This is a genomic window from Streptomyces sp. NPDC087859, from assembly GCF_044742595.1.
Lineage (GTDB): Bacteria > Actinomycetota > Actinomycetes > Streptomycetales > Streptomycetaceae > Streptomyces > Streptomyces canus_F.
Genome location: NZ_JBIUUU010000016.1, coordinates 247160 through 261750, shown reverse-complemented (window position 1 = coordinate 261750; position 14591 = coordinate 247160). Strand labels below are relative to the sequence as shown.

Below are 14591 nucleotides of genomic sequence, written 5' to 3'. Positions count from 1 at the left end.
CGGGCCAGCTCGGCGCGCATGAACAGCGCCAGCAGACCACCGATGCAGAAGAACGCGAACGACGTGACCAGATACAGCGTTCCGATCGTCTTGTGATCCGTGGTCGTCAGCCACTTCAGGTGCCTCATGCCCCGCCTGTGTCCGCGCCCGGCCCGGACGTCACACTTCAGGGACGCGACGAGAATCACGGAAACGGCTGTGACGATCCCGAGGGTGCCGGACACGAACGGAACATGAGCGACGACGACAACTTCGCCGCTGCCTATCGCGAGCACTACTGGGCGGTCAGCCGCTATGTCGCGCGGCGACTGGACGGGCGGACGAGTGACGTGGAGGAAGTGGTGGCGGAGGTCTTCACCGTCGCCTGGCGCCGCCGGACCGACCTCCCGGACTCCCCCCTGCCCTGGCTGTACGGGGTGGCACGGAACTGCCTGGCCAACGCGGTGCGCGGACAGGGGCGCCGGCGGCGGCTGGTGGACCGGCTGGGCAACGACGACACGGCACACGGGCGGCACATCGAGGCCGGCCCCGACGCGGAGAGCCCCGGCGCCTGGGTGCACGACGCGCTGGCCCGGCTCTCCCCGGCCGACCAGGAGGTGCTGAGGCTCACGGCCTGGGAGGAACTGGACACCGATGAGGTGGCTGTCGCCCTCGGCTGCGGCCGGCGGGCCGCGTCGATGCGGCTGCACCGCGCCCGGCGCCGGCTGAGAGCCGAGATCGACCGCCTGGGCCCCACGACCGCCGCCGCCCTGAAGGAGAACGGCCATGGCTGACGAACTCGAACTCCTGCGCCGCGCCAACCCGGTGCCGACCGACGGCCCCCACTTCGGCGACGGCCCCCTCGACCACCACGCCGAGCGGCAGTTGAACCGGCTCATGCGGCAACGGACCTCCCGCCGCCCCCGGCTGCTCTGGGGCCTTGCGGCCACGGCCGTCGTCGGCGCGCTGGTCGCGGCCCTGCTGTTCACCGACCAGACCACCGCGCCGGCGGTCGCCGCGCCCCGCCCGCTCGTGGTGCGGGCCGACTCCACCCCCGTATCCCTTCAGACCCTGGCGGCGCGGGCGCGAGCGGCCGACGGATCGCCCGAGCTCCGCAAGGGCACCCATGTGAAGTCGTGGAGCCTCGGCATGAGCGAGGACAACCCTCCGATCACCTACCCGGAGGAGCGCATCGTGCGGTGGAACGCCGACGACAGCCACACGGTGATCGTCGACGACGGCCACGACCGCACCTCGCAGACCTATCCGCCCAGTTGGAGCGACGCCCCGCCGCAGTCGCGGCCCCCGCACGACGTCACCCGTCTGCGCGCCTACCTACAGGAAGCCACGTACACCGACACCGCACTGGACACCGGGCAGCTCCTCGACGGCGTCCGGGTGCTTCTCGACACCTGGCACCTCGGTGCCCGTGAATCCGCGACGGTGGCCGAGATGCTGGCGGACGCCGAGGGGCTCAAGCCCGTCGGACAGGTCACCGACCGGCTCGGGCGGCGCGGACAGGCGTATGAGTACCAGCAGTCGGGCACCCGCCGGATGCTGATCATGGACCCGGTCAGCGGCGCCGTACTCGGCCTGGAGACCACCTTCACGAAGGCGGAGCCCGAGTACGGCGTCAGGGCCGGGGACGTCATGGACTACAGCGCCTGGATGCGCTGATTCAGACCCCGAGCTGCCGGGCGGCCGCGTCGACCGTCTGCTCCAGCAGCGTGGCGATCGTCATCGGACCCACGCCGCCCGGCACCGGAGTGATCAGCGAGGCCCGCTCCGCGGCGGAGTCGAAGTCGACGTCGCCGATGTTCCCCTCGTTGTAGCCGGCGTCGAGCACGACGGCGCCGGGCTTGATGTCCTGGCCCTTGATGAGCCGCGCCCGGCCCACGGCTGCGACGACGATGTCCGCCTCGCGGACGGCCGCGGACAGGTCCGCCGTCCGCGAGTGGCAGTACGTCACCGTCGCGTCGCGCGCGAGCAGCAGCATCCCGGCCGGCTTGCCGAGGATCGCGCTGCGGCCGACGAGCACGGCCCGCTTGCCGGACGGGTCGACGCCGTACTCGTCGAGCAGCCGCATGATCCCGCCGGGCGTGCACGACACGAAGCCCGGCAGGCCGAAGCTCATCGACGCGAACGAGGCGAAAGTGACGCCGTCGACGTCCTTCTCGGGCGCGATCGCCTCGAACGCGGCGCGCTCGTCGATGTGCCCGCCCATCGGATGCTGGAGCAGGATGCCGTGGACGGCGGGATCGGCGGAGAGCGCCTTGAGCGTGCCCACCAGTTCCTCGGTCGTGGTCGCCGCGGGCAGCTCCACGTGCCGGGAGGCGATACCGGCCTTGCGGCAGCGGTTCTGCTTCATCCGGACGTACGTCACGGAGGCGGGGTCCTCGCCGACCAGTACGGTCGCGAGACAGGGTGTGGCGCCGGTGCGTTCGGTGAGGTCGGCGGCGCGCTTGCCGGTCTCCTCCACGATCCGCCGGGCGAGCGCCGTGCCGTCCATGAGCCGGGCCTGAGACATGATCCACTCCTGGGCTGGTAGTCGGTTCGCCCAGGCGCACGGCATCAGGTTCCGCGGGCCGCTCCCCGGTGGTGCTCCACCTCAGCGCCAGTCACGGCCCGCCATCAGCCTAACCGAGCCGGTCCTCGGGCCGGGACCCCCTGTGTCCTACGACGGTCGGGACCCGCTCTCCCGCGGTGGCGCCGTCGGGTCGACTCCGGCGAGGAACCCGGTCGCCTGAGCGTGGAGGTGGCCGGCGCCGATCGCCTCGGCCCAGCGGGCGATCTCCGTGGCCAGCGCGGTCGCGCCGCCCTCGTCACCCGTGTCACGGGCCAGCACCGCCAGCAGCATCTGCTGGGTGAGCACCCCGGGGATCATGCCCGCGCGTGCGCCCAGCGCGGTGGCCCGCTCCCAGCGCTCCAGGGCCCGTTCGTGTTCGCCGGCGTCGTGGTCGTGGTCACCGAGGTGCCGCAGCGCCTCGCGGACCAGCAGGTCGTCGCCCGAGCCGCCGGCGCGCAGGGCGGCCTCGTAGTGGGCGGGCGCCGCGTCGCGCTCGCCGAAGAGGTTGTCGGCGATCAGGCCCAGGTACATCGAGGCCCAGCCCCGCCGCACCTCGTCGGGGGCGGCCTCGCGCAGGTCGTGTCCGCGGCGCCGGATCGCCACGAGTGCCGCCGGGTCCTTGCCCTCGGCGCCGTGCCGGGACGTGCCGTCGGGGCGGAACAGTCGCAGATAGTCGTGGCGCAGCCGTACGAAGTCCAGGTCCCAGTCGCCGCCCGGGGACTCCTTCTCCGCCTGCTCGACGCGGGCGGCGGTGAGCCGCGTACCGCCGAACCAGTCGCTCTCCAGGGCGACTTCGGCCGCCGCCAGGGCGAGGCGGGCGCGGTCCTCGGGAGCGTCGGACGTCGTCGCGTCCAACAGGCGCAGCGCCCGGTCCCACCGTCCCGCCAGCGACAAGTCCCTTGCGGAGGCGAGGAGTTCGTCGAGTTCGACGAATGTGCTCGTGGTGTTCGTCATGCCAGGGGAAGGTAGTGAGATGGAAAACCATCCACAAGAAAACCACTGCGTGGAGCAGGGGACGCAGGACTCGGTCGACCGGCACGTCGCGCAGTGGTCGAAGGAACTCGCCTGGATGGACCCGGTCAAGGAGGCGATCTATGTGCGGCTGGCGAAACTCGCCCGGCACGCGTCCCAGGCGCGTCGCGACGCCCTCGACTCCGACGGGCTGCGGCACTGGCAGTTCAAGGTGCTGCTGACGCTGCGCCGGCATGGTCCGCCGTACACCGCGAGTCCCTCGGAGCTCGCCGACCGGCTCGGGCTGACGCGGGGTGCCCTGTCGGCACGGCTGGCGCCGCTGGAGGAGGCCGGGCTGATCGACCGTACGCACGAGAGTGCCGACCGGCGAAGGGTGCTGGTCCGGCTCACCGACGCCGGATACGCCGCCTTCGAACAGCATGCGGCGGCGGAGGAAGCGGACGAGGTCGCGCTGCTCGCAGCACTGACCGCAGAAGAGCAACGGACGCTAGCCGACCTGTTGCGGAAGCTGGTCGTGGCCGCGGAGAGCGCACCGGACGGGCTCGCACCGCGAAGGTCCAGGTCAGCCGAGTCGTGATCTGGACCTTCGGCAGCCGTCTCCTTACTCGTCCCATGCCTGGATCATGATCTGTTCGGCGATCTTGCCGTCGCGCAGCGTGATCATCGACTCGGCCAGGACGCGCACCCCGTCCGAGTACAGGCAGCTCTCGCTGAACGCGACGGTGTCGCCGTCCACGACGCAGCGCTCCAGCTTGTGCGTCATGTCGCGGTTGTAGACGTCCTCGAGGAGTTCGCCGATCTCCTCGCGACCGTGCAGGACCCGTGGACTGCTGGGCTGGGTGTTGCGGTCCACGACGCGCAGTTCCGCGTCGTCCGTGTAGAGCGACAGCAGATTCGTCGCCGTGTTTCCCTCGATGCTCTTGCGCAGTGTCTCGGTGTTGAACGCGGTGCCCATGGTTGACCTCCGGTGAAGGCCCGCGGTCGAAGGGGAGCGGGCCGCGAGGGCCTCTCCTTCGAGACTCCTCCGCCCCGCCGGGCTCGGCAAGCGCAACCGCGACACTCCGCCTGACGGGTGAGCGACGCCCGGTGCCCGTGTCCGGCGCGGGCCCGCCGGCGTTGCTGAAAACATGATCTCCACTCGACGTATCGCCGCCGTCGTCGGTCTCGCCGTCGGCGTCACCGGTCTCGCCGCCCCGCTGGCGAGCGCGGCCCCCGAGGACAAGGGCGCCGCCCCCCTGAGCCCGATGGCCACGCTCGACTCGCTCACTGTGAGTGACCTGCCCGCGGAGTACAAGGACGCGCTCCCGCGGCCCTCCGCGCAGCTGGCGGAGCTGAACAAGCTGAACGACCTCCAGCAGCTGACCCAGGTGACCGACCTGGCCGCCCCCGTCACCCAGCTGCTGCCAGGCATCCAGTACTGATCGACACGCGTACGACCGCACCGAGGGCCGCCCGGCCGCCAGAAAGCAAGCATGGCCGGGCGGCCCTTGACATTGTTGCCGGGTGAACAGAGCATGCGCTTAGAAATGAATCTTGGTTCACGTGGCGAACAAAGAGGTCCGCATCATGCCCATCACCCGCGAACTGTTCATCGGCGGCAAGGACGAGCCCGCCGCCTCCGGCCGTAGGGCGGAGGACGTCAACCCTTACACGGGCGAGGTGTATGCGACCGTCGCGGCCGCGGGGCCCGAGGACGTACGACGGGCCGTGGACGCGGCCGAGGCGGCGTTCCCCGAGTGGGCCGCGCTGGCCCCGTTCGCCCGGCGCGCGATCCTGCTGAAGGCCGCCGACCTCCTCGACGGCAAGGGCGACCAGGTCGCCGAACTGATGGCCCACGAGGCCGGCGGAACCCGGCCGTGGGCGCACTTCAACGTCTACCTCGCCGCGAACATGCTGCGCGAGGCCGCTGCCGCCGTGACGGCCCCGCGCGGCGAGGTCCTCACCGCCCAGGAGCAGGGCGCGCTGGGCCTCGCGGTCCGCGAACCGGTGGGCGTCGTCGCGGCGTTCGCGCCGTGGAACGCGCCCGTCATCCTCGGGGTACGGGCGGTCGCGGCGCCGCTGGCCGCCGGCAACACCGTCGTCGTCAAGGCGAGCGAGGACGCGCCGATCGCGTGCGCCCTGTTCGTGGCCGATGTGCTGCGCGAGGCCGGGCTGCCGGACGGGGTGCTCAACGTCGTCACCAACGCCCGTGAGGACGCGGCCGAGATCGCCGAGGCGCTGATCGCCGACGAGCGCGTCCGCGCGGTGAACTTCACCGGCTCCACCAACGTGGGCCGGATCATCGGCGAGCACGCGGCCCGTCATCTCAAGCCCGCAGTACTGGAGTTGGGCGGCAAGAACTCCGTCATCGTGCTCGACGACGCCGACGTCGACTACGCCGTGGACGCCGTCACCTTCAGCGTGTTCATGAACGCCGGACAGATCTGCATGTCCGGCGACCGGATCCTCGTCCACGAGTCGCTGGCCGAGGAGTTCACCCGGAAGTTCACCGCCAAGACGGCCTCGCTCCAGGCCGGTGACCCGAACCACCCGCACACCGTGGTCGGCCCGCTCGTCGCCGCTTCCGCCGCGCAGCGCGTGGCCGCTCTGGTCGAGGACGCCGTCGCCAAGGGCGCGAAGGTCCTCACCGGCGGCGGGAAACCCGACGGAGCGGTGCACCCGGCGACCGTGCTCACCGATGTGCCGAAGGACGCCGAGATCTACCACGCCGAGGCGTTCGGTCCGGTGTGCGTGATCGAGACGTTCTCCGACGACGCCGCCGCCGTGGCCGTCGCCAACGACACGGAGAACGGTCTGACCTGCGGCATCATCACCGAGAACGCCACCCACGGACTGGCCGTCGCCCGTGGTGTCCGTACCGGCATCGTGCACATCAACGACCAGTCGGTGGCCGACGAGCCGCAGGCCCCCTTCGGCGGCTTCAAGGCCTCCGGGTACGGCCGCTTCGGCGGGCGCTGGGGTATCGAGGCCTTCTCCAACACCCGCTGGGTGACCATCGCCACCCAGCAGGCGCACTACCCGTTCTAGGGCGTGACGGTGGCCTCCGGCCCGGCGTCCAGGAAGTGGAAGCCGGGCCGGGGGTGCATCAGGAAGTCGTGGTGCGAGATGTTCCACGCGTAGGCGCCCGCCAGCGCGAACACCACCCGGTCACCGGCCCGCAGCCCCGCTGCGGGGACCCGGCGGGCGAGGACGTCCTTCGGTGTGCACAACTGCCCGGCCAACGTGACGTGTTCGTCCTCCGCCGCCGGTCGCGGCCACGGATGCGACCAGCCGTCCACCTTCAGGACCGAGCAGGGCTGGTCGTGGCCCTTCGTCGCCGGGGTCCGCAGATGGTGGGTGCCGCCCCGGACCACACCGAACTCCTCGCCGTGGCTGCGCTTCACGTCCAGCACCTCCGTGGCGTACCAGCCGCAGTACGCCGTCAGTGCCCGCCCCGGCTCGATGCGCAGCGTCAACCCCGGGTGCGCCGCGGTGAGTCGGGCGAGCCCCTCGCCGTACGCGGCCCAGTCGAAGCGCCGGTCCGGGTCCGCGTAGTCGACGTGCATACCGCCACCGACGTTGACCTCCGCGACCGGGACCCCGAGCCCGGTGGCCCAGGCCACGATCGCCTCGGCCACCGCGAGCTGCTCCGGGGCTTCGAGACCGCTGGCCAAGTGGGCGTGGACGCCCCGCAGTTCGAGGTGCGGATAGGTGCCGTCCGTGAGCGCGCGAACCATCTCCAGAGCCTGGTCCGGGTCCATGCCGAACGGTGTCGGACGCCCGCCCATCGCCAGTGAACTGCCCGCCAGCGAACCGTCGGACAAGGACAGGTTGACCCGCGCCAGCACCGCGACCCGCCGCCCCGCCCGCCGCGCCAGCTCGCCCAGCATCCGCAGCTCGTACAGGCTCTCGACGTGGAAACGCTCGACGCCCTGCTCCAGAGCGGCCGTCACCTCGTCCGGTGTCTTGCCGGGGCCGCCGAAAGCCAGCGGACGTCCCGGCACCGCCTTGGCCACATGGGCGAGTTCACCGCCCGAGGAGACCTCGTAGCCGTCCACGTACGGACCGAGCGCGGCGAGGATCTCCGGCTCGGGGTTGGCCTTGGCGGCGTAGTACAGCTCGACCTGCTCGGGGAGAGCGGACCGTACGGCAGCCGCGTGTGTCCGCAGGGCCGCCAAGTCGTAGAGGTACGCGGGCAGTTCGGCCGACGCGAGGGAGAGGGCGCGGTCGTGGACGGCAGGGGTCATCGGGTGCTCCCGGTCAGGATGTCCTCGGCGAGCGGGGACGGCAGACGGACGTAACCGGCCTCGCGGTCGGCCTTGCGCTCCCAGCGGGTCAGCAGGTTCGCCTTCGCGGGCAGCGGTACACCGGCGAGCAGGGCGGAGAGGCGGGGCGGGCAGCCGCTCCGGTCGGCGTACGACCGGAGCATCGAGCGGACGCGGCCCCACAGCTCGGCCTCCGTCTCCGGGTGCAGATCGGCCAGGGCGGCGAGCAGCTCCGCGACGTGGTTGACCAGGAGGCAGTAGACGACCCGGTCCCAGCCGCGCTGCGCGTCGTACGTCATCGGGCCCGCGACCTCGGGCGGCAGTGCCGCGAGGGTGTCGGCGTGGTGCTCGGGGACGAGCTTGGTGCCCTCCAGGTCGCGGAAGAGGACCTGGGCGGGCATGCCGTCGCCGTCCACGCACACCAGGACGTTCTGGAGGTGGGGTTCGAGGACCAGGCCGTGGTCGAAGTAGGCGGCCAGGACCGGCGGGACGAGCAGATCGAGGTACGCCGACCACCAGGCGAGAGCCGCCTGCGCGCCGGCCCCGTCCAGCAGACGGGAGATGTGGGCGGCGCTGCTCGGGTACTCGTCGGCGACGGCGGCGGCCAGCAGGGCGGTGGTGCCGGGCGCGAGCCTCTCGGGCAGTCCTTCGCGGACGATCACGCCGAAGCCCTCGAACAGCGCCTGGTCCGGGCTGCCGTCGGGTCCCGGCAGGGCGAGCGTGCGGTAGGCGGGCTCGCGGAGCACCGCGCTGCCGGGGAAGCGTTCGGCGAGGTCGGCCAGCGCCGGGGCCAGGACACGGGTCAGGGCGACGGCACCGGACAGCTCGTAACTGCTGTTCTTGCGAAGGCAGTTGGTGATCCGCACGTTCAGGCTGAACTTGAGGAAGGTCTCTCCGTCGTAGAGCGTGCGCACGGACGCCGTCGCCGCGAAGGGCTGTCCGCCCGGGCCGAGGTCGAGGACATCGCCGTTCTCGAGCGCCGCGCTCAGCGCCGGATGCTCGCGGAGTGTGTCGTACTGCCAGGGGTGGGCGGGCAGCAGACGGTATCCGGCCGGGACGTCGGCCCGCAGCCGGTCCAGGACGGCGGTGGCCGAGGGCTCCGCGGCCTCCTCGGCGATCAGATGCTCCCGTACGGCGAGGTGTCGCAGCGGGAAGGCGGCCCCCGTCTCCGGCGCGTACGCCGACCAGGCGCGCGGGTCGCCGGTGCGGGCCTTGGGCGTGGGATGGAAGCGGTGCCCGAAGAACAGGGACTGCTCGGAGGCGAGGTAGGGGTCGCCGCCCCGCGAGGCGCCGGTCGAGGTGAGAGCTGTCGTCACGGCTTCGTGGCTGGAGGCGATCTGCTCCAGGAACTCCTCGTTGCGCACCCCGGTCCGCAGCGACAGCTCGTCGTGCGTGTACTCCGCGAGGCGGCTCCAGTCCAGCTCCGCCCAGTCGCCGTCGCGCTGTTCCTGCACGGGGCCGGTGAACCGGTGCGCGCCGAGCAGCGACGTGCGGCGCAGGGTCACGCGGAGCAGGACACCACGGCGGGGCAGTCGCAGGAGGAGCCGGCCGTCGGTGACCACGCTCTGGTGCTCGGGCCCGGAGACCTCGCGCAGCAGACAGTTCAGGAGCGTGTGGGCCACCACGTCGTCGGCGGTGGGCAGGTCGGTGCGCGCGGGCGTATCGGCGAGGGAGGGCATCAGCGGCTCCAGCGGGGGGTCATGGAGGGGAGGAGGGTCGCCACGGCGGTGACGGCGGCAGCGGCGGCACCGGTCAGCACGGGGGCGGCCGGGCCGAAGCGGACGCTGCCGGCCGCCGCGGCGAGACCGGCGGCGACCGCTCCGGCCTTGGAGAAGAACTCCAGCGAGCCGAACAGCCCGCCGGGCGCGCGGCCCTGGGCGCAGTCCGCCGCGAGCACCTGCAGACACACCAGGCCGAGCGTGAGGCCCGCACCGAGCAGCAGCCGTACGGCGATCAGCGCGGGCAGCGAGTCGACGACGCCGTGTCCGGCGAGACCGAGGGCGATGAGGACGAAGCCGAGCACGATCCCGGCCTTGGGGCGGCCCCGGAACCCGGAGTGCACGGTCAGCGCCGCCACCAGGTAGCACAGGTGGGGGAGGGCGAAGAGCACTCCGGACAGGGTCGGCGAGGTGCCGGGGAGCCGGTCGTCGACCAGGGCGATGAGATAGGGGAAGGAGATGACGGTGGAGAAGACGAAGGCGAACTCGAGTGCGTAGAGCGCCTTGAGCGACACCAGCGGGGGTGTGTGGTCCGCGGTGGCGGTCTCGCTCGTGGAGCGGGCGACCGGATCCGGTTCGGGCAGGGCCGCCAGCAGCAGCGCGGCCGTGAGGGGGAGAACGGCGAGGAGTGCGTACTGGCGGTGCGGGGAGAGCCAGCCGGACAGCGCGCCGACCACGATCGGTGCGAAGACCAGGGCCGCCCGGGCGCTGCCCTGCATCAGGGTGAGCGCTTTGGACAGGGCCGGGCCCTCCAGGGCCGCGCCCAGGTATCCGTTGGACGCGGCGAAGGTGCCGCCCAGGATCCCCTGGAGGACGAGCGCGACGGTGAAGGTGGCCAGTGAGTCGGCCCACCCGGCGAGCAGGAAGGCCACCGCGAGCCCCAACTGGGCGCGCAACAGCAGCCGTTTGCGGCCGTAGCGGTCGGCGAGCCGCCCCCACATCGGGGCCGCGATGCCCCCGAACACGGTCGGGACGACATACAGCACCCCCGCCCAGCGGGCGTCGCGGTCGCCCAGCCCCGGCAGGATCTCGGTGAGGTACGGCGGCAGGCCCAGGGCCGCGAAGGACGCCACGAAGTAGCAGGCGGCCACCGCGTGCACCTGACCACGCCCGGAGGCGGACCGCGGTATGCGCAGGGCCCCGGCGCTCATGCCGAACCCCCTTGTCGCAGGAGGTAGTTGGGTCCGGTCGTGTAGTGCTTGTTGATGTCGGCCGCGCCGGAGCGCTCCTTGGACAGCAGGGAGCCGGCCGTGACCATCGCCTTCACCGGCAGCCGAGGCGCGTCCAGCACATGCGCGCGCAGGACGGCGGCCGCGTCCCCGCCGAGCCGGTCCACGGCTTCGGCCAGCCGGTCGCGTACGAGATCGAGCAGAGCCCTCCGGTGCCGGGGGAGGCCGAACGCGTAGGCGCCCGCGCACAGATGGACCGTGATGGTGGCGAACAGGTCGGCGACCGGCCCGTCCCCGGAGACATAGGTCCGTGCGTCGTCGAAGCCCCACGGGCCGGGAAGCACCGCGCCGAGCCGCTTCGCGTTGACGCGGGGCCCGTCGTTGTCCTTGAACAGCAGCCGCAGACTGCCGGGCCGCAGTACCAGCGAGATGTTCTGCTGATGCGACTCCAGCGCGATGCCGTACCCGAACAGTGTGGTCTGCCAGTCGAACAACAGGGTCAGGAAGGCGTCCAGCAGGGCCAGCGGGTCGCCGCCGTAGAAGCGGTCGGCGAGGTGGTCGACGACCAGCCGCCCGTCCGGGGCGTCGGCGAGCAGGGCGGCCAGCGGTACGACCTCGGCGCCGGCCAGGCCGGCCGGGAAGCGCCGGCACAGGACGGCCAGCAGCTCGTGCCCGGCATGGGCGTACGTCGCCTCGTCCGCGTGCAGGATCGTGCCCTGGAACCGGGGCTCCCGGGCGGTCACGGCCTCCAGCAGCCGCTGTCCGGCGGCGCCGTCCACGAGCGTGCCGGGCTTGACGGTCCGCTTGTTGCGCAGCCCCAACGTCGCCGTGGCCAGCGGGAGTTTGAGATGCGCCGACGGGTTCACGGCCACCGTACGCATCGACAGCGTCGGTACCACCTCCAGATGGGCCCGCTCGGCGAACACCGCCCCGTCGGGGAGCCCGGCGTCGAGCAGGGCGTCGACCGTCAACGGATGTACCGGCAGGACCACATGCGTGCCCTCCGTCCCGGCGAGGCCGAGCTGCCGGGGGGTGGGCCAGAAGCCGGGGAGCGTGCCGGTCAGGGTGACGGTCTCCCGGCGCAGGGCGATCCAGCGCAGCGCGAAGCGCGGGTGGAACTCCGGTGCGTAGGCCTGAAGTTGCAGCTCGCTGAGGCCGGAGCGGCCGCGCGCGGTCGGGTAGACCGGATGGTCGAGGCGGGCGGCGAGGGTGTCGTACGCGAGCGAGGGCCACCGCGCCGAGTCGCCGCCGAGCCTCCCCTCGACCTCGGCCCGGGTGGCCGTGTGCAGTCGCAGGGTGGCCAGGGTCTGCCGGCACTCCTCGGTGAAGGCGTCGTACCCGCCTCGGTCCGCGGGGTCGGCGAGCGCGCGCAGGGCGGCGAGGACGGTGTCGTACGAGGTGAGCTCGGAGCCGTCCGACTCGCGGACGAGCAGGGGCAGCCGGGCGGCGTACTCGCACTGGAAGCCGTCCTCGACGACGGGCAGGAGCAGCGCGTCGCCCTCGGCCGGCAGCCGTAGCCAGGGGCCGTCCGGCCGGTGCAGGAGTGTGCTGTCGGTGCGCAGTCCCACCACGTCCTCGCGGAGCAGGGCGCTGAGCACGCGTGTGAGCAGTTCCTCCTCGCAGGTGTCGGTCGTCGCCCTCGTCGCGGCCGTCACGGCTGGATCTCCCAGCGCAGTCCGGCCAGGAATCCCGCCGCCACCCGGTCCACCGTCGGCTGGTCGGTGCCCGTGGCGCGCAGGACGCCGAGGTAGTCGCGGTTGGTGCCGTACAGCTCGTGCCGCTCGCCCGCCGCGCGCAGCGGACGGTACGTCAAGTGGACGCCGTCGAGGGTGAGTTCCGTGGCAGCGGGGGCGTCGGTGAGGGTGCCGGGGCGCTCGGCGCAGGGGTAGTCCAGGCGGGCGGCTCCGTCGTGGCGGGCGCCCAGGTCCGCGGGGAGCGGCTCTCCCAGGTGGGTGCGGAGGATGTGCTCGAAGAGCGGGATCTCCAGCAGCCGGGCCAGCAGCAGGTCGCACTGGTCGCCGATGGCGCGGTAGTTGACCTCGATGAGCCTCGCCCGGCCCTCGTGCACCACGAACTCGGTGTGGCAGGCGCCGAACCCGACGCCCAGCGCGTCCAGTTGGGCGAGGACCTGCTCGACGACCGGCTCGGGGTGGGCCGGTACGAAGGTGAGGCGTTCCTCGATGAAGTACGGCGGCGGCGACAGCTCGGTGTGGAAGCCGCCCAGAACGTGCCGGGTCCGCCCGTCGCCCAGCGTCTCCAGGGTGTGGAGTTCGCCGGGGAGGTACTCCTCGACGACCAGGACGGTGCCGGGGCGCCGGTCGAGGATCTCCTTGGAGCGCGTCGCCAGGTCCTCGGCGGTGTCGACGAGGACGACGTCCTCGCTGGCCACGCCCTCGCGCGGCTTGACGACACAGGGGTACGGGGCGTCCGGCAGGGCGGTCGGTCCGGTGAGCTCGGTCGACCAGACCGTGTCCAGGCCCGCGCCGGCGAGGCGGCGGCGCATCTCGGCCTTGTCCTTGCAGCGCAAGGTGGCCCGCCAGTCCTTGCCGGGGAGCCCGAAGTAGGCGGCGGCCAGGGCGGCTTGGGTCTGGAGGTGGTCGCTGTTGGTGAAGACCGCGTCGGGGCGGTGGTGGGTGGAGATACGGGTGACGACGGCCCGGAAGTCGCGGACGTCGCACGGCAGGATCTCGATGTCCGGGTAGGTCGCGCGGTGGGCGTCGGGCTGGTCGGTGAGGACGGTGACGTCCAGTCCCAGGCGGGCGGCCGCGGGCAGAAAGCCCTCGGTGACGGAGTCGGTCGGGTTGAGGGCGAGCAGGTACAGACGCATGGGTGGCTTTGAACTTCCGCTAGCGGGTGGGGGGTTGAAGGGGCGGGCCCGGGCCATGGCTGCGGCCCGCCCCGATTCAGCGGGAGTTACTTGGCGGGAAGCGGCACACCGGTGGCCTTGGCCACGTCCGCGAGCATCTGCTCGGCGGCCTGGACGCCGATGCCGGACATCCACGTCTCGTCCGGGACCTCGAAGACCTTGCCGTCCTTCACGGCGGTCAGGGACTTCCACACCGGGTTCGACGTGACCTGCTTCTTCTGCGTCTTGTCGTCCACGTCCGCGGAGGTGACGAAGACCAGGTCGGCGTCGGCCTGGTCGATCTGCTCGGGGCTGACGTCCTTCATGGTGACCTCGGGGTCGTTCGAGACCTGCGAGGACGGCCGCTTGAAGCCGATGTCATTCAGGACGACACCGCTGTAGGAGTTGGACTGGTACAGACGGGTCGGACCGGCGATGAAGCGGACCACGGACGCGGTCGGCATGGTGCCGCCGTCCTTCTTCCTGATGGCCTCACCCAGCGCCTTGGCCCGCGTCTCGTACTCCGTCAGCTTGTCCGTGGCCTCCTTCTCCAGGCCCAGTGCCTCGGCGTGGACCTTCAGGTTCTCCTTCCAGACACCGCCGGTGGTCTCGGTGAAGACGGTCGGGGCGATGGCGCTGAGCTTGTCGTAGACCTTCTCGTGGCGGACCTTGGAGGACAGGATCAGATCGGGCTTGAGCGAGGCGATCTTCTCCAGGTTGGGCTCCAGGAGCGGGCCGACGTCGGCGGTGTTCTTCAACTCGCCCTTCAGATACGTGGGGAAGCCGCCCTCCGTCTTGAAGTGCGGGGCGACCGCGCCGACCGGGTCGATGCCGAGCAGCGTCACGTCGTCCAGTTCGCCGGTGTCGAGGACGACGACGCGCTTCGGCCGGGAGGGGATCTTGACGTCGCCCATGGCGGTCTTGAGGGTGCGCGGGAAGGCGCCGCCCGCATCGGCGGCGGGCTTCGCGGAGGTGGAGTCCTCGGACTCCGAGCCGCAGGCGACCAGAGCGGCGGTACCGAGTGTCACGGCCAGCAGGGAGGCCATAATCCGGCGGATTCCGGGCATGGCGGAGCGGTGGGACATGGGGGGTTGGTTC

14 protein-coding genes, 1 pseudogene and 1 riboswitch are annotated in these 14591 nt (G+C 72.0%); of the genes and pseudogenes, 5 read left to right on the top strand and 10 right to left on the bottom strand.

Annotation, left to right across the window (positions count from 1 at the left end; all coding sequences use genetic code 11):
• Nucleotides 1-224: pseudogene (locus ACIOHP_RS35735) on the bottom strand (cytochrome ubiquinol oxidase subunit I); the annotation flags it as partial.
• Nucleotides 225-233: 9 nt separating this feature from the next.
• Here ACIOHP_RS35735 and ACIOHP_RS35730 point away from each other — a divergent pair.
• Together ACIOHP_RS35730 and ACIOHP_RS35725 are read left to right on the top strand one after the other, a co-directional pair.
• Nucleotides 234-773: a sigma-70 family RNA polymerase sigma factor gene (locus ACIOHP_RS35730; RefSeq protein WP_361493028.1), complete on the top strand. Its 540-nt coding sequence runs from the start codon at nt 234-236 to the stop codon at nt 771-773.
• The gene (locus ACIOHP_RS35725; RefSeq protein ID WP_401893885.1) at nt 766-1656 is read left to right on the top strand and encodes a CU044_5270 family protein; all 891 of its coding nucleotides are present in this window, start codon (nt 766-768) and stop codon (nt 1654-1656) included. The genes ACIOHP_RS35730 and ACIOHP_RS35725 overlap by 8 nt, the downstream gene beginning before the upstream one ends.
• A gap of 1 nt (nt 1657) precedes the next feature.
• Here the strand turns inward: ACIOHP_RS35725 and ACIOHP_RS35720 are convergent, their stop codons facing one another.
• Together ACIOHP_RS35720 and ACIOHP_RS35715 are read right to left on the bottom strand one after the other, a co-directional pair.
• Nucleotides 1658-2506: a bifunctional 5,10-methylenetetrahydrofolate dehydrogenase/5,10-methenyltetrahydrofolate cyclohydrolase gene (locus ACIOHP_RS35720; RefSeq protein ID WP_401893883.1), complete on the bottom strand. Its 849-nt coding sequence runs from the start codon at nt 2504-2506 to the stop codon at nt 1658-1660.
• A 21-nt stretch (nt 2507-2527) separates the two neighbouring features.
• A riboswitch (ZMP/ZTP riboswitch) is annotated at nt 2528-2611 on the bottom strand.
• A gap of 42 nt (nt 2612-2653) precedes the next feature.
• A complete protein-coding gene (locus ACIOHP_RS35715; RefSeq protein WP_401893881.1) occupies nt 2654-3499 on the bottom strand; it encodes a hypothetical protein in 846 nt (281 codons plus the stop codon).
• Between the two features lie 49 nt (nt 3500-3548).
• Here ACIOHP_RS35715 and ACIOHP_RS35710 point away from each other — a divergent pair, with 49 nt between their 5' ends.
• Nucleotides 3549-4094 carry a MarR family winged helix-turn-helix transcriptional regulator gene (locus ACIOHP_RS35710; RefSeq protein ID WP_401893879.1) on the top strand — a complete coding sequence of 182 codons (546 nt, stop codon included), beginning with the start codon at nt 3549-3551 and terminating at the stop codon, nt 4092-4094.
• 24 nt (nt 4095-4118) lie between these two features.
• Here ACIOHP_RS35710 and ACIOHP_RS35705 read toward each other — a convergent pair whose 3' ends face one another.
• Nucleotides 4119-4472, bottom strand: coding sequence for a nuclear transport factor 2 family protein (locus tag ACIOHP_RS35705; RefSeq protein ID WP_361551476.1), 354 nt, complete (start codon nt 4470-4472; stop codon nt 4119-4121).
• Between the two features lie 172 nt (nt 4473-4644).
• Here ACIOHP_RS35705 and ACIOHP_RS35700 point away from each other — a divergent pair, with 172 nt between their 5' ends.
• Both ACIOHP_RS35700 and ACIOHP_RS35695 read left to right on the top strand, forming a co-directional pair.
• Nucleotides 4645-4938, top strand: coding sequence for a hypothetical protein (locus ACIOHP_RS35700; RefSeq protein WP_361493015.1), 294 nt, complete (start codon nt 4645-4647; stop codon nt 4936-4938).
• Between the two features lie 145 nt (nt 4939-5083).
• Nucleotides 5084-6544 (top strand): aldehyde dehydrogenase family protein, encoded by a 1461-nt coding sequence (locus tag ACIOHP_RS35695; protein WP_401893876.1) that lies wholly within the window; start codon nt 5084-5086, stop codon nt 6542-6544.
• Here the strand turns inward: ACIOHP_RS35695 and ACIOHP_RS35690 are convergent.
• The 6 genes from ACIOHP_RS35690 to ACIOHP_RS35665 all read right to left on the bottom strand — a co-directional run bounded on the left by ACIOHP_RS35690 (nt 6541) and on the right by ACIOHP_RS35665 (nt 14578).
• Nucleotides 6541-7743, bottom strand: coding sequence for a type III PLP-dependent enzyme (locus tag ACIOHP_RS35690; protein ID WP_401893875.1), 1203 nt, complete (start codon nt 7741-7743; stop codon nt 6541-6543). The genes ACIOHP_RS35695 and ACIOHP_RS35690 overlap by 4 nt on opposite strands.
• Nucleotides 7740-9440, bottom strand: coding sequence for an IucA/IucC family protein (locus ACIOHP_RS35685; RefSeq protein ID WP_401893873.1), 1701 nt, complete (start codon nt 9438-9440; stop codon nt 7740-7742). Before ACIOHP_RS35685 ends, ACIOHP_RS35690 begins: the two co-directional genes overlap by 4 nt.
• Entirely contained in the window at nt 9440-10630 is a 1191-nt protein-coding gene (locus ACIOHP_RS35680) for an MFS transporter (protein ID WP_401893871.1), read from the bottom strand. The genes ACIOHP_RS35685 and ACIOHP_RS35680 overlap by 1 nt, the downstream gene beginning before the upstream one ends.
• On the bottom strand, nt 10627-12303 hold the full coding sequence (locus ACIOHP_RS35675) for an IucA/IucC family protein (protein ID WP_401893870.1): 1677 nt from the start codon (nt 12301-12303) through the stop codon (nt 10627-10629). The genes ACIOHP_RS35680 and ACIOHP_RS35675 overlap by 4 nt, the downstream gene beginning before the upstream one ends.
• Complete coding sequence (locus ACIOHP_RS35670; RefSeq protein ID WP_401893868.1) at nt 12300-13475, bottom strand: acetyl-CoA carboxylase biotin carboxylase subunit family protein; 1176 nt, start codon at nt 13473-13475, stop codon at nt 12300-12302. Before ACIOHP_RS35670 ends, ACIOHP_RS35675 begins: the two co-directional genes overlap by 4 nt.
• 86 nt (nt 13476-13561) lie before the next feature.
• Nucleotides 13562-14578 carry an ABC transporter substrate-binding protein gene (locus tag ACIOHP_RS35665; protein WP_401893866.1) on the bottom strand — a complete coding sequence of 339 codons (1017 nt, stop codon included), beginning with the start codon at nt 14576-14578 and terminating at the stop codon, nt 13562-13564.
• Nucleotides 14579-14591: the final 13 nt, after the last annotated feature.

What these genes read in the sequence shown, in the direction of transcription:
- ACIOHP_RS35665 (WP_401893866.1), bottom strand. Translation starts at nt 14,578, where the DNA reads ATGTCCCACCGCTCCGCCATGCCCGGAATCCGCCGGATTATGGCCTCC.
- ACIOHP_RS35680 (WP_401893871.1), bottom strand. Translation starts at nt 10,630, where the DNA reads ATGAGCGCCGGGGCCCTGCGCATACCGCGGTCCGCCTCCGGGCGTGGT.
- ACIOHP_RS35685 (WP_401893873.1), bottom strand. Translation starts at nt 9,440, where the DNA reads ATGCCCTCCCTCGCCGATACGCCCGCGCGCACCGACCTGCCCACCGCC.
- ACIOHP_RS35730 (WP_361493028.1), top strand. Translation starts at nt 234, where the DNA reads ATGAGCGACGACGACAACTTCGCCGCTGCCTATCGCGAGCACTACTGG.
- ACIOHP_RS35670 (WP_401893868.1), bottom strand. Translation starts at nt 13,475, where the DNA reads ATGCGTCTGTACCTGCTCGCCCTCAACCCGACCGACTCCGTCACCGAG.
- ACIOHP_RS35695 (WP_401893876.1), top strand. Translation starts at nt 5,084, where the DNA reads ATGCCCATCACCCGCGAACTGTTCATCGGCGGCAAGGACGAGCCCGCC.
- ACIOHP_RS35720 (WP_401893883.1), bottom strand. Translation starts at nt 2,506, where the DNA reads ATGTCTCAGGCCCGGCTCATGGACGGCACGGCGCTCGCCCGGCGGATC.
- ACIOHP_RS35705 (WP_361551476.1), bottom strand. Translation starts at nt 4,472, where the DNA reads ATGGGCACCGCGTTCAACACCGAGACACTGCGCAAGAGCATCGAGGGA.
- ACIOHP_RS35725 (WP_401893885.1), top strand. Translation starts at nt 766, where the DNA reads ATGGCTGACGAACTCGAACTCCTGCGCCGCGCCAACCCGGTGCCGACC.
- ACIOHP_RS35690 (WP_401893875.1), bottom strand. Translation starts at nt 7,743, where the DNA reads ATGACCCCTGCCGTCCACGACCGCGCCCTCTCCCTCGCGTCGGCCGAA.
- ACIOHP_RS35715 (WP_401893881.1), bottom strand. Translation starts at nt 3,499, where the DNA reads ATGACGAACACCACGAGCACATTCGTCGAACTCGACGAACTCCTCGCC.
- ACIOHP_RS35700 (WP_361493015.1), top strand. Translation starts at nt 4,645, where the DNA reads ATGATCTCCACTCGACGTATCGCCGCCGTCGTCGGTCTCGCCGTCGGC.